This window comes from Azospirillum sp. P4_B5, from assembly GCF_056402275.1.
The window spans coordinates 59,525-72,485 of the sequence record NZ_JBFUHT010000021.1 but is presented as its reverse complement, the minus strand read 5'-3'; the positions used below and the strand labels follow the sequence as shown (position 1 = coordinate 72,485).

The 12,961-nt window shown below is 68.9% G+C and carries 14 protein-coding genes; 8 read left to right on the top strand and 6 right to left on the bottom strand.

All coding sequences use genetic code 11. The features are described 5' to 3' along the window. From AC1DVI_RS17700 to xsc, 3 genes are read left to right on the top strand one after another with little or no spacing between them, the layout of a single operon-like run. Positions 1-951: a dimethyl sulfoxide reductase anchor subunit family protein gene (locus AC1DVI_RS17700; RefSeq protein ID WP_476959072.1), complete on the top strand. Its 951-nt coding sequence runs from the start codon at positions 1-3 to the stop codon at positions 949-951. Between the two features lie 38 nt (positions 952-989). After that, complete coding sequence (locus AC1DVI_RS17695; RefSeq protein ID WP_476959071.1) at positions 990-1,358, top strand: hypothetical protein; 369 nt, start codon at positions 990-992, stop codon at positions 1,356-1,358. A 57-nt stretch (positions 1,359-1,415) separates the two neighbouring features. Further along, entirely contained in the window at positions 1,416-3,191 is a 1,776-nt protein-coding gene (xsc, locus tag AC1DVI_RS17690; RefSeq protein ID WP_476959070.1) for a sulfoacetaldehyde acetyltransferase, read from the top strand. A 258-nt stretch (positions 3,192-3,449) separates the two neighbouring features. On the opposite strand, the gene AC1DVI_RS17685 is transcribed toward xsc, so the two are convergent. Both AC1DVI_RS17685 and AC1DVI_RS17680 read right to left on the bottom strand, forming a co-directional pair. Continuing rightward, the gene (locus AC1DVI_RS17685; RefSeq protein WP_476959069.1) at positions 3,450-4,307 is read right to left on the bottom strand and encodes a ParB/RepB/Spo0J family partition protein; all 858 of its coding nucleotides are present in this window, start codon (positions 4,305-4,307) and stop codon (positions 3,450-3,452) included. Beyond that, complete coding sequence (locus AC1DVI_RS17680; protein ID WP_476959068.1) at positions 4,297-5,319, bottom strand: AAA family ATPase; 1,023 nt, start codon at positions 5,317-5,319, stop codon at positions 4,297-4,299. The genes AC1DVI_RS17685 and AC1DVI_RS17680 overlap by 11 nt, the downstream gene beginning before the upstream one ends. A 178-nt stretch (positions 5,320-5,497) precedes the next feature. Between AC1DVI_RS17680 and AC1DVI_RS17675 the strand changes: the two genes are divergently transcribed. Together AC1DVI_RS17675 and AC1DVI_RS17670 are read left to right on the top strand one after the other, a co-directional pair. After that, entirely contained in the window at positions 5,498-5,722 is a 225-nt protein-coding gene (locus tag AC1DVI_RS17675; protein WP_014200230.1) for a hypothetical protein, read from the top strand. A gap of 444 nt (positions 5,723-6,166) precedes the next feature. Beyond that, entirely contained in the window at positions 6,167-7,267 is a 1,101-nt protein-coding gene (locus tag AC1DVI_RS17670) for a lipid II:glycine glycyltransferase FemX (protein WP_476959067.1), read from the top strand. Between the two features lie 71 nt (positions 7,268-7,338). On the opposite strand, the gene AC1DVI_RS17665 is transcribed toward AC1DVI_RS17670, so the two are convergent. Both AC1DVI_RS17665 and AC1DVI_RS17660 read right to left on the bottom strand, forming a co-directional pair. Continuing rightward, positions 7,339-7,536 (bottom strand): hypothetical protein, encoded by a 198-nt coding sequence (locus tag AC1DVI_RS17665; protein WP_035683083.1) that lies wholly within the window; start codon positions 7,534-7,536, stop codon positions 7,339-7,341. Positions 7,537-7,633: 97 nt separating this feature from the next. Further along, on the bottom strand, positions 7,634-8,287 hold the full coding sequence (locus tag AC1DVI_RS17660; protein WP_476959066.1) for an HAD family hydrolase: 654 nt from the start codon (positions 8,285-8,287) through the stop codon (positions 7,634-7,636). Positions 8,288-8,562: 275 nt separating this feature from the next. Between AC1DVI_RS17660 and AC1DVI_RS17655 the strand changes: the two genes are divergently transcribed. Next, positions 8,563-9,099 (top strand): hypothetical protein, encoded by a 537-nt coding sequence (locus AC1DVI_RS17655; RefSeq protein WP_476959065.1) that lies wholly within the window; start codon positions 8,563-8,565, stop codon positions 9,097-9,099. Between the two features lie 144 nt (positions 9,100-9,243). Further along, the gene (locus tag AC1DVI_RS17650; protein ID WP_476959064.1) at positions 9,244-9,474 is read left to right on the top strand and encodes an Ada metal-binding domain-containing protein; all 231 of its coding nucleotides are present in this window, start codon (positions 9,244-9,246) and stop codon (positions 9,472-9,474) included. Here the strand turns inward: AC1DVI_RS17650 and AC1DVI_RS17645 are convergent. Continuing rightward, the gene (locus AC1DVI_RS17645) at positions 9,467-10,561 is read right to left on the bottom strand and encodes a YeiH family protein (RefSeq protein ID WP_476959063.1); all 1,095 of its coding nucleotides are present in this window, start codon (positions 10,559-10,561) and stop codon (positions 9,467-9,469) included. The genes AC1DVI_RS17650 and AC1DVI_RS17645 overlap by 8 nt on opposite strands. A 68-nt stretch (positions 10,562-10,629) precedes the next feature. On the opposite strand from AC1DVI_RS17645, the gene AC1DVI_RS17640 reads away from it, so the two are divergent. Beyond that, on the top strand, positions 10,630-11,511 hold the full coding sequence (locus tag AC1DVI_RS17640) for a LysR substrate-binding domain-containing protein (protein WP_476959062.1): 882 nt from the start codon (positions 10,630-10,632) through the stop codon (positions 11,509-11,511). A 15-nt stretch (positions 11,512-11,526) separates the two neighbouring features. Here AC1DVI_RS17640 and AC1DVI_RS17635 read toward each other — a convergent pair whose 3' ends face one another. Beyond that, complete coding sequence (locus AC1DVI_RS17635; protein ID WP_145626265.1) at positions 11,527-12,489, bottom strand: replication initiator protein A; 963 nt, start codon at positions 12,487-12,489, stop codon at positions 11,527-11,529. Positions 12,490-12,961: the final 472 nt, after the last annotated feature.

Sequence of the window (12,961 nt, the reverse complement as noted above, 5' to 3'; positions counted from 1 at the left end):
ATGCATCCGGCCTTCTCCATCATCTTCTTCACCAGCGCCGCGGGCGCCGGCTACGGCCTTCTCGCCCTGCTCGGCCTGCTGGCGCCCTTCGGCCTGCTGCCGGCGAGCCCGCTGTTCGGCCTCGCCGCCCTCGCCCTCGCCCTGGGGCTGGTGGTGGCCGGACTGTTGTCCTCGCTGGCCCATCTCGGCCGGCCGGAGCGGGCGTGGCGGGCGCTGTCGCAATGGCGCAGCTCCTGGCTGTCGCGCGAAGGCGTGGCGGCGGTCGCCACCTTCCTGCCGACGGGCGTCTTCGCCATCGCCTGGATCGTCCTGGCGACCAGCGGCGGTATCGTTGGAATCGCCGGCTGGATCACCGCGGCGATGGCGGCGGTCACTGTCTACTGCACGGCAATGATCTACGCCTCGCTGAAGCCGATCCGCCAGTGGGCCAACCCCTGGGTGCCGCGCACGTACTTGGCTCTGTCGCTGATGACCGGGGCGCTGCTGCTGAACGCGCTGCTCGGCGTGGTCGGGGAGGCGGCGGGCTGGTCCTCCCTGCTGGCGCTGGCGTCGGTGGCGCTGGCCTGGGCGGCCAAGGAAGGGCATTGGCGCCACTGCGCCACCGCCCGCCCCGTCAGCACGGCGGAGACGGCGACCGGGCTCGGTCATATCGGGCGGGTCCGCCTGCTCGACGCCCCGCACAGCGAAGACAACTACCTGCTCAAGGAAATGGGTTTCCGCGTCGGGCGCCGCCACGCCGTCCGCCTGCGCCTCATCACCCGCCTCGCCGCCTTCGCCCTGCCGGCGGCGCTGAGCCTCGGCGCGCTGGTCGCCGGTCCCGGCGCCCTGTCCGGCACGCTGGCGCTGCTGGCCGCCGCCGCCGCCGCGCTGGGGGTGATCGCCGAACGCTGGCTCTTCTTCGCCGAGGCGAAACACACCGTGACCCTTTTCTACGGCGCCGGGGAAGCCTGAACCCGCCTCTTCACCCCTCAATCGGGAAAGGAGCAGACATGCCGCAAGACCACGCCGATCACGGCCCCGCCCTGGCCCTCCTGATGACCCGCGCCAAGGCGATGGACGCCCGGAGCCTCTACATCTGTGGCTCGCCCTCCTGCCCCCGCGTGGGCTTCCGCTCCGGTCCGGCCATTGTCTACGAGCCTTTGCCTGCCGGCCTCGCCGGACGCCTGATCGACCGCTTCGCGGTGGACGGGCGCGGCCTGAGCCAAGGGCTGCTCGTCTGGAGCGGGCGCCATTACCGCTGGTTCAGCATGCCGATGCCGGAGGGGGACGACAGCTACGCCCCCCTGATCGCCGTGCACCGGCCCGCCATTTGTCCCGGCCCCGGCGAGCGGGCCATGCCGCGCGTGATCGCCGGCTGACCGCCCCGCCCTCCCCTTCATTCCACACCACCCATCCATGAAACGAGGATGCGCACCATGAAAATGACCACCGAGGAAGCGTTCGTGAAGGTCCTTCAGATGCACGGCATCCGGCACGCCTTCGGGATCATCGGATCGGCCATGATGCCGGTCTCCGACCTCTTCCCCAAGGCCGGCATCCGGTTCTGGGATTGCGCGCACGAGACCAACGCCGCCCTGATCTGCGACGGCTACAGCCGGGTCACCGGCGAGATGGCCATGGCCATCGCCCAGAACGGACCCGGCGTGACCGGGTTCGTCACCTCCATCAAGACGGCCTATTGGAACCACACGCCGATGCTGCTGGTGACGCCGCAGGCCGCCAACAAGACCATCGGCCAGGGCGGTTTCCAGGAGGTCGAGCAGATGGCCATGTTCAGGGAGATGGTCTGCTATCAGGAGGAGGTGCGCGATCCCAGCCGCATGGCCGAGGTGCTGAACCGCGTCATCGAGAAGGCGTGGCGTGGCTGCGCCCCGGCGCAGATCAACGTGCCGCGCGATTACTGGACCCAGGTGATCGACGTCGAGCTGCCGCAGATCGTCCGGCTGGAACGCTCGGCCGGCGGACGGCAGGCCATCGCCGAGGCGGCCCGCCTGCTGTCGGAGGCGAAATTCCCGGTCATCCTCAACGGCGCCGGGGTGGTGATCGGCGGGGCCATTCCGGACAGCATCGCGCTGGCGGAACGGCTGGACGCGCCGGTCTGCTGCGGCTACCAGCACAATGACGCCTTCCCCGGCAGCCACCCGCTGTCGGTCGGGCCGCTCGGCTACAACGGCTCCAAGGCGGCGATGGAACTGATCGCCAAGGCCGACGTCGTGCTGGCGCTCGGCACGCGGCTCAACCCCTTCTCCACCCTGCCCGGCTACGGCATCGACTATTGGCCGAAGGGCGCGCAGATCATCCAGGTGGACATCAACCCCGACCGCATCGGCCTGACCAAGAAGGTCTCGGTCGGCATCTGCGGCGACGCCAAGCAGGTCGCGCAGCAGATCCTGGCGCAGCTCGCCCCCGGCGCCGGGGACGCGGGCCGGCTGGAGCGCCGGGCGCTGATCCATCAGACCAAGTCGGCGTGGCTTCAGCTCCTGTCCTCGCTCGACCATGAGGAGGACGATCCCGGAACGAGCTGGAACGCCGAGGCGCGCGAGCGCGAGTCCGACCGCATGTCGCCGCGTCAGGCGTGGCGGGCCATCCAGGCCGCCTTGCCGGCGGACGCCATCCTCTCCACCGACATCGGCAACAACTGCGCCATCGGCAACGCCTACCCCACCTTCGAGGAGGGGCGGAAGTATCTGGCGCCGGGCATGTTCGGCCCCTGCGGCTACGGCTTCCCGTCGATCGTCGGCGCGAAGATCGGCTGCCCGAGCACGCCGGTCGTCGGCTTCGCCGGTGACGGGGCCTTCGGCATCTCGATGAACGAGATGTCCTCGATCGGGCGCGAGGGATGGCCGGCGGTCACCATGGTGATCTTCCGGAACTTCCAATGGGGGGCGGAGAAGCGCAACACGACGCTGTGGTACGACAACAACTTCGTCGGCACGGAGCTGAACCCCAAGCTCAGCTACGCCAAGGTGGCCGAGGGTTGCGGCCTGAAGGGCGTCACCGCGCGCACCCAGGATGAGGTGACCGCCGCCCTGCGCCAAGCCATCGAGGACCAGGGACGCGGCATCACCACCTTCGTCGAGGTGATCCTGAACCAGGAGCTGGGCGAGCCGTTCCGCCGCGACGCCATGAAGAAGCCGGTGGCGGTCGCCGGCATCGACCCGGCGGACATGCGCCCGCAGCAGGCCTTGTAAGGCGGGGCTCGGCACCGTTTGCGTGGTGCGTCTGTCATGAGTTGTAGGGGCTTTGCCCCCACCCTAGCCCTCCCCCGCTAACGCAGGGGAGGGAACTTTTTTGCCCCCTCCCCTGCGCAGCGGGGGAGGGTCGGGGTGGGGCAACACTGTCCAAAATTGACACCCTGGGGCATGTCACGTTTCGACTTCGAAAGCCCTCATAAGTTGCCTAATTTACGAAATCACACAACCTTAAGGCGCTTTCGATTTCGAAAGCGGTCACTCTCCCAGCAGGTCGTCGATGCGCATCCGCAAGTCCCGCAGCAGCTCCCGATGCTCCTTCTGCATCGCGGTGCTGACCGCGTCGATGGCCTTCAACTCCTTCTCGATACGGTTGATCGAGCGGCCCAGCACGCGCATCGGCTCCGCCGTTCCCGGCGCCTTGGACGCCCGCGCCGCGCGCACCGACTGCACCGTCAGCCCGCCGGTGCGCGCCGACTGCCACAGCCGCCGCACCTCCCCTTCGTCGCCGACGAAGGCCAGCTCGACCAGGGCGGAACGGGACACCGCGTCGGGGTTCTCCCGGTACTCGCGGAGGATGTCGGTCGGCAGGTCCAGCACCTTCAGCCGCTTCGACACCTCGGCCTCCGAACAGCCGAGCACCGCGGCGACCTCCGCCTGGGCGTAGCCGTGGCTGTCGATGAGCTGGCTCAGGCCCCGGGCGAGATCGATGGCGTCCAGGTCCACGCGCTGGACGTTCTCGATCAGCGCGATCTCCTCGGCTTTGCCTTTGGTGATGATGGCGGCGATGGTCGGGCGGCCGAGCATCTGGTGGGCGCGCAGGCGGCGTTCGCCGGCCACGAGGCGGTAGGCGCCCTTCTCCGCGGTCTCCTGCACCAGCACCGGCTGCTGAAGCCCATGCCGCTCGATGGAAGCGGCCAGCGAGGCGAGTGCGGTCTCGTCGAAGACGGTGCGCGGCTGGTTGGGGTCGGTGCGGATGGCGGCGACGTCGGCCTCGATCAGCCGGGGCAGGGCGCCGGTCAGCCCGAACAGCCGGTCGGTCTCCGGGGCCGGGGCGGTGCTCTTTGCTTGCAGGACGGTGGTAGCGGTCTGGCGGGTCAGCTTCTTAGGCGGCATCGGACGACTCCCGGATGCGTCCGGTGGCCTTCAGAAGGGCACCGGCGATGGCGGCATAGCTTTCCACGCCCGGCGCGCCGATGTCGGCGTCCAGCGTGATGACGTTGGCCCCGGCGGCCTGCGCGTAGATCGTCGCGCGCGGCACCGGCGGGAAGACCCGATAATCCTCTCCCCACAGCCGGCCGATGTCCTCCAGCGAGGAGCGGTCCTGGGTCTGGCGGGGATTCAGCATGGTCGGCAGCACGCCCAGAATCCGCAGGTTCGGGTTCAGCCGCCGCTGGATCTTCGTCACCGTGTCCAGGAAGGCGTTCACGCCCAGGATGGCGTGCGGCTCCGCCTGGCAGGGGATCAGCACATAGTCCGCCGCGGTCAGCGCGTTGATGGTGACCGCCCCCAGGTTCGGCGCGCAGTCGATCAGGATGAAATCGTAATCGCCCCGCACCGCGTCCAGCATCTCCGCCATGGCGGTCTGAGCGTTGGTCAGGTTGCCGGGCAGCTCGGTGTCGGCGCTGGCGAGCGCGATGCTCGACGGCACCACATGCAGACCCTCGACGCTGGTCGGGCGGATGACCTCGGCCAGCTTCGCCTTGCCCATCAGCGCGTGGTAGAGCACCCTGCCCTGCTCCGTCAGCGCCACCACGTCGGTCTGCGGCACGCCGACATGCACCGTGGCGTTGCCCTGCGGATCGGCGTCCACCAGCAGCACGCGGTTCCCCGACCGGGCCAGCATGAAGGCGACGTTGATCGAGGTCGCCGTCTTGGCCGTGCCGCCTTTTTGCAGGCCGACGGCGATGGTCGTGCCGGCCCGCGGCGCCTCGGTCGCCGGCTGCTCCAGGGACAGCAGCAGCAGACGACCCAGCACGTCGCGGGGCAGGGGCTCGCGCCCCGTCTCCCACTTGCTGAGCCGCTGCTTGTCGTAGCGGCGGCCGGTCAGTTCGTTCACGAACGCGGCCATCTGCGTCTGGGTGAGGCCGCGCTTCTCGCGCAGCAGCTTCAAATCGTCGCCGGTCATTGCCCCCTCGTCGCCACATTTGCCGGAGTCGTCTGGGAAGCTATCAAGTCGTCCCAACCCCCGCAATGGGTGTCTACCCGAGATCCGGAGCAGCCGGCACTGGCGGAACATGGCCTCTCCGGTGCATAACTAAGGTATGCGGGGCCGGAGGCGGCGCCGGGGCTGTGGGGTTGCGCGGATGGCGGCGAACTGGTCGGTGCGGCAACTGGTGTGTCAGGCGCATGGCTGCGAACTGGCCGTGTCGTGGCGGACCGATGGACGCTGGACCTGGACCGTGTCGGTCGCCGGGGAGCGCATCGCCGTGGGGATCGCCCAGTCGCAGGAGGGCGCCCAGGACGCCGCCGCCAACGCGGCGGAACGCCACGCCCGCGCGGACGGCATCATCCAACTGACCATGTTCTGAACAGGCAGAGATCCGGGAACCGCCTTCAGGCGTCGAATTGGGCGTATTGCGCCGCAACATAACCGTCGATACGGGCTTAGCCCATACAATCTCCAGAAAAAGCGCTTAGCCACAGAGAATAATCCAGCGGGATTTTGCGCGAACCCATCAGGGTTTCTGTGATTTTCCCGTGCGCCCCCTATTGTTTGTGGACGATCGCAAAGACCGTAGGCCGCGCGAGATCCGCCTAAGACCTTCCGCGGAGCTTCGACCTTTGACGATGCGACGGCCTTGGCCTCCGGCCAGGGAAGCGGGACGGGCGGGGTTCCACGTCCGCTCCGATTGTGCCCATTCGACCAACCACGCGAGAGGTTCGACGTGACTTCGCTGGGGAAACGCCAGATTCACACCGACGCATTTGGGGGCGATTGCCTGGACGCTTCACCGGCTGTCGAGATCGACCGTATGGACCGCGGCGGTTGGTACGCCGTCATGAGCGGCTTCGACGACGCCAACATCTTCCAGACCTGGGATTTCGGACGCATCGCCCATCCCAACCGCGACCTCAGCCACATCGTGCTGCGCCGGGACGGCCAGCCAATCGCCGCGGCCCAGCTGCTGGTCCGCCGGGTGCCGGGCATCGGCGGCATTGCGCTGGTCATGTGGGGACCGCTGTGGCGCCCCAAGGGCCGCCGGGCCGATCCGGACGCGTTCCTGGCCATCATGGATGCGATGAAGGCCGAGTACAGCGTCAGGCGCGGGCTGTTCCTGCGCGTCCTGCCGCGCATCGAGGACGGGGCAGGGGAGGGCGCCCGTGCGCTGTCCGCCATGGAGGCGCTGGGGATGCGGCACAGCGACGCCAAGGCCCCTTACCGCACCTTCATCATGGACCTGACCCGCGACGAGGCGACGATCCACAAGGACCTGTCCCGCCACTGGCGCCGCGGCCTCGCCAAGGCCGAAGGGGCAGGGCTGGAGATCGTCGAGGGCTCCTCGCCGGAGATCCTCGACGCCATCGACGACCTGTTCATCCAGACGCAGCGCCGCAAGGGCTTCCGCGCCTTCGACAGCCGCACCCTGACGAAGGTTCACCGCGCCCTGCCGGACGGCATGAAGATGCACGCCGTGATGGCCTCCCACAACGGCGAGCCGGTGGCCGGCGTGGTGGTGTCGCTGCTCGGCGACACGGCGCTGATGCAGAATTCGGCCACCGCCGAGGCCGGACTGCCGCTGAACGCCGCCTTCCTCGTCCACTGGAAGGCCATGCAATGGGTGAAGGCCAGCGGCGGGAAGCGCTACGACCTGCACGGCGTCAACGCCCAGGCCAACCCCGGCGTCCACCTGTTCAAGCGCGGCTTCGCCGGCAAGGGGGAGGAGGAGCGGGTCTTCATCGGCACCTTCGAGGCGCCCGGCCCGATGCTCAGCCGGCTTCTCGTCGAAGGCGGCCAGACGGTGCGCACGCTGGCCGCGACCTGCACCGCGCAGGCGAGCCAGATGATGGCGATGGCGATGAACAAGGGGCCGGCCGAACGCGCCGACGCCACCACCCCCTCCAACCCGGCGTAAGCGCCAGACATGCAGAACGCCCGGTCCATGGCCTGGACCGGGCGTTTCGTTTGCGGGTTACCGTGTAAGCGTTACTGGGTGCGTGCGATCACCGGCACGCCGTCCAGATCCTTGGGAAGATCGTCGGGGATGCCCGACGCGAAATTGACCGCGATGGCGTAGTCGTCGGACAGCTTCGTGACTTCGGCGCGGGTCATACCGGGGTACCCGCTGAGGATCGCCAGATAACGGTCACGGGCGGCTTCGGCAGCCTCTTTCGGCACGGGCATACGGACCTCCCTTTCGTCATAGGATGCCATAATCATTTATGGATTGTTGGCTCCATAAACAATACCCCGATGCGACCTTTTACCGCAAATCCGCCGCTCAGAGTCGGTGAGCGAGCCCGTGCAGGTCGCCGACCACCGTAACGTCGGGCGGGAAGGGGTTCGGAAGCCCTTCCGACACCACCCCGACGAAGCCCGTGCCGGCCTTGCGGGCGGCCTCCAACTCGGTCAGGGAATCGCCGATGGCGAGCGCCCGCGCCGGATCGTGCCCACCCTCCGCGACGATGCGCGCGAAGACTTCCGCCTTCACGTTGGGGGAGCCGGTGATGCTGCGGAAATGCCGCTCCAGCCCCTTGGCGCGCACAGTGCCCATCAGCACGTCGTGCGGCGTGCCCGAGACGAGGTGGCAGGGCGTGCCGTCCAGCCGGTCCAGCACCGTCTCCGCGCCGGCGATCAGCGCGCAGTCGGGAACGCGCGGATCGACGATCTCGGCGTAGCGGCGGGCCAAATCGTCGATCTCCGCCGGGCCGGGGTCGCGCCCGAACATTTCCCGCTCCAGGATCGCCAGCATCTTGAAGCGGCTGAGGCCGCCGTTGCGCCAGATCGTCTGGCGCATCCGCTCCTCGGTCTCCGCATCGTCGATGCCGTAGAGGATGGCGAAGCCGCCGTTCTTGGTGGGCACGGAGTCGATGATGACGCCGTCGAAATCGAAGATCACGACCTCCGGGTCCAGCCGGTCGGGTGTCTGAAGCATTGCGCCGTCTCGCATCGTTGTGGTGGCCCCGCACGGAACAGGGGCGGGTGCCGGAAAAGGCGTCGGAGGATCGTACAGGAAATCCCCCGTGCCTCAACGGTTCGGGCGGAAGAAAGAGCCTTTCGGAAAAGCTGTCTCACAGTGTGGCGCAGGCCACAGCGGGGGAGGGCGGCGGGGCGTAGTGTCTGGTCATCGAACAGGCCGGGCCCCGACGCAGACGGAACCGGCAGACACCCCAGAAGCCAACTCCCCAGACACCGGAAGGAAACCACACCATGCGCCGCACCACCCTGATCGCCGCCGCCGTCGCCGTCCTGGGCTCCGCCGCCTCCTTTGCCCCGGCCTTCGCCGGCGACCTGATGACCGGCGGCATCCCGCTCGGCAACGCCAGCAACCTGGGCGTCATCTCCAACACCGCCGCGGGTATCCAGAACAAGGCGCAACAGCAGGTGATGGGCGTGCAGGCCGGTGGCGGTCTGGCCGGCCCCTTCGGCACCGCCTCCAACCTGGGCAACGTTTCCAACCTCGCCGCCGGGGTCGGCAACAAGGCCAAGCAGCAGGTCTTCGGCGTCCAGACGGGCGGGATGGGCGGCGGGGTGAAGGCGCCCTTCGCTCTGGGCGGCTTCAACAGCAACGCCGGCACCGTCAGCAACAGCGCGGTCGGCATCGGCAACACCGCCCAGCAGCAGGTCAAGGCCATGCAGTTCGGCGCGCCGGGCGCCCTGTTCAACCAGAACCTCGGCACCGTCTCCAACCTTTCCGCCGGCATCGGCAACAAGGCCCAGCAGCAGGTCATCGGCATCCAGAAGTAAGGCTCCCCCGCTTCGCGTCCCTCCCTCCCCGAACCTCGCGGCCGGCAGAACCTCTGCCGGCCGTCTTTTTGCGTGGCGCAGGAAACGGGTGGCCCTCCGTCGCGGCATCCGCGACGATCCCGGCTTCAGGATCGGGAGGACGCCATGGACGAGGACGCGATGTGGAGCGCGGTGATGCGCCGGGAGCGGGATGGTGACGGGCGCTTCGTCTACGCGGTGCGCACCACCGGCGTCTATTGCCGGCCGTCCTGTCCATCGCGACGGGCCAAGCGGGAGAACGTCGCGTTCCACCCGGACGCCACGACGGCCCAGGCGGCGGGCTTCCGCCCCTGCAAGCGCTGCCACCCCGACGCCCCGTCCTCCACGCTCACATGATTCCCAGCAGGCGGATCAGACCCAGCCCGATGGCGCCCAGTGCGGCCAGCGACAGCACCACCGCCGCGGTGACGCGCAGCCCCGCCCGTGACAGCATCCGTACATCCACCCCCAGCCCCAAGGCGGCCATCGACAGCACCGTCAGGACGCCCGCCGCGGTCTGGCTGGCCGCCAGGGCGGCCTCCGGGATCAGCCCCGCCGCCCGCAGCCCGGCCAGCGCCAGGAAGCCGAGGATGAACCACGGCACCAGCCGGCGCAGCGGGGGGCGAATCTTGGCGCCCCCTTCCCGAGCAGCCCCTTCCGGCTTCGCCATCAGGGCCAGCCCCACCACCACCGGCCCCAGCATCAGCACGCGCAGCAGCTTCACCAGCGTCCCGACCTGGACGCTCAGCGCGCCGACCGGCGCCGTCGCCGCCAGGATCTGCGGCACCGCGTAGACGGTCAGCCCGGCGAACACGCCATACTGCATGGGGGTGAGGCCGAGCAGCGGCACCAGCAAAGGCAGCCCCAGCACCACCAGAACACCCAGCACCGCCGTGAAGGCGATGGCCGCGGCCACGTCGTCGCCGTGGGCCCCGATCACCGGCGCCGTCGCCGCGATGGCCGAGTTGCCGCAGATCGAATTGCCGCAGGCGACCAGCACCGCCATGCGCGGCGGCAATCCCAGCAGGCGCCCGATGCCGTAGCTGACCGCCAGGGCCAGGGCGACCACCCCGGCGATCCCCGCCACCAGCCCCGGCCCGGCCGCCAGAATCGTCTCCGGATCGATGGAGGCGCCCAGCAGGAGCACCGCGACCTCCAGCAGGGTCTTGGCGCTGAAATCCGTCCCCGCCTTCCAGCGCCGCCCCGGTGCCCAGACGCTGCGCAGGGCCACCCCGAGCAGGATCGCCAGGACCAGCGCCTCCAACCAAGCCTGTCCGAAGACCCGCACCTCCAGGCTTTGCAGGGCCAGTGCCGCGCCGCTCACGCCGGAGCAGAGCAGAATCCCCGGCAACAGGGCGCCCAGGGTCGGGCGGGGCGATGAAACAGCGTGGTTCGGCATGACGTCCTCGATTTCCATGCCGGGAAGCTGCGCCCTCTGGACCATTCGTTCCAACGGATTATAATTGACGAATCGTTCGATAGAACCGAACGTTTGAAGGGACAAGGGGCCGGATGACTCTCGAACAGCTCCGCATCTTCGTGGCGGTGGCCACGCAGCAGCATGTGACGCGGGCCGCCGCCGCCCTGAACCTGACGCAGTCCGCGGTCAGCGCAGCCGTTTCCAGTCTTGAGGCACGGCACGCCGTCCGCCTGTTCGACCGGGTGGGCCGCCGCATCGAGCTGACGGAGGCCGGGCGCCTGTTCCTGGGCGAAGCCGTCGCGGTGCTCGCCCGCGCCGAGGCGGCGGAGCGCATGCTGGCCGACCTGTCGGCGCTGAAGCGCGGGCGCATCGCCATCCACGCCAGCCAGACCATCACCGGCTATTGGCTGCCCGAACGGCTCGTGGCGTTCCACCAGCGCTATCCGGACGTCGACGTCGCGGTGAAGGCCGCCAACACCGCCCAGGTCGCCAAGGCGGTGCGGGACGGCGCCGCCGATCTGGGGTTGGTGGAAGGGGAGGTGACGGACCCGCTGCTCGACCAGGACCGGCTGCCCGGTGACCGCCTGCTGCTGCTGGTGGGCAACCATCACCCCTGGCGCGGGCGGGGCGATCTTCCGGCGGAGGAGCTGCACCGCTCCTCCTGGGTCCTGCGGGAGGCCGGGTCGGGCACCCGCTCCGAATTCGAGGAGGCGTTGCGCGGGCAGGGCAGGGCGCCGGAGGAGTTGCCGGTGGCGCTGGAACTGCCGTCGAACGAAGCGGTGCTGTCGGCGGTCATGGCCGGGGCGGGGGCCACCGCCCTGTCGGATCTGGTGGCCCGCGGCGCGCTGGCGGCCGGCCACCTGCACCGCGTTCCCTTTCCGCTGCCCGAGCGTCCCTTCCGCCTGCTGCGCCACCGCGAGCGCGGGTTGAGCCACGCCGCCCGCACCTTCCGCGATCGGCTGCTCGATGAGTAGGGAAGGGGAGGGGGGTCAGACCACCTCGTCGAACTCGACCCTGGGAATGTCGATCCAGCTTTCCGGCTCGCCGGCGTCCTTGCGCCAGAAGATGACCGGCAGATCGGCGTTCAGCACGCGGGCGATGGTGGCGCCGCGCGCCGTCATCAGCTCCTTGTACTCCGCGGTTTCGACGATGCGCACGCCGTAGCCGGGAATGCGGTCGGCCTGGAGCACGGGGCCGAGCGCGTTCTTGAACTTGCGCAGGTCGTTGTCGGAGCCGACCCGCTTGCGCAGCGGCTCCAGCGCCATCCAGAAGGCGTTGCCGTGGCCCAGATGGGCGCGGGCGATCTCGTAGAGCCGTTTCTCGATAGGCTTCAGCGCGAAGTAGTCTTCCGAATAGGTCAGCAGGTTGTTGCCCAGCGCCGCGCGCACCACCCAGTTCGACAGGACCAGGGTCAAGCCGCGGACTTGCCGCTCGCCGTCCTTCTTGCCGCGGCGGTAGAGCAGCTTGTAATCGGAAATCCAGGAGAAGGCGCCGCTCTCGCCCTCGCCCCCGGCCTCCAGGTTGGTCTTGATCTGGGTGCCCTGGAGCCGTTCCAGCGCCCCTTCGATCTTGTCGTAGGCGCTGCCCCCGGCGGTCTTCCCGACGATGCGCTGGAGGTCGCTGGTGGTGAAGTGCAGCTTCCCCACCTCCGGCCCCATCTTGCCCTCCGCCATCTTCTCGCGCAGCAGCGAGACGGCGTAGATCAGCACCGACTTGTCCCAGATCGTCGCAACGCCGACGTCGCGCGGGGCGCGCACCTCGATCTTCACCTTGCCGTCGTCGTAGGTGGGAAGGCTTTCCACCTTGTCCTTGGACAGGCCGAACAGCGAATAGGCCATCAGCGCCCGGTCGTTGTTCACGTCGCCGCGCAACGGCGAATCCAGCCGCAGCGCCAGCTGAACCGGGCGGTCCAGCAGTTCGGCGTTTTCCTGGTCGGTCTTGTGGTCGTCCATGCACCCAATCTCCCCGGCCCCGCCGCTGGCGGTTACGGTATTGATTCCCGATACGCCCGGCATGTTCCACAGCGCAGGCGCAAACGTCGCCATTCTGCCGAAAGATTCCTCACCGGCCGGAAACGACGCTGTGACCGTGCGGACGAATGTCGCCGTTCTGCCAGTTTCCCCGGACGCTGTGCCCCGCCGGGGCGCTGCCCTGCCGAAAGCGTCCGCGTTCTGACGGTCCGGACTCCCGACAAGCCGGAAAATGGCGCTGAAAGGCTTGGATTCCCTGACTCTTTCTGGACTCCTCGGGGTCCGGAGGCCGCTGCGGGAGGAGCACATTGGCAGAACGGCGACACTCGGTTGCGCGAGTCGGAGTCCGATTCTCGGTCGATTCCCGGAGTCACCGAGGGGCCACAGCCCAGATTATTCGGCAGAACGGCGACATCCGGCGGACTCCGACGTCCCGGCGCGCCGCCCCGTGCGC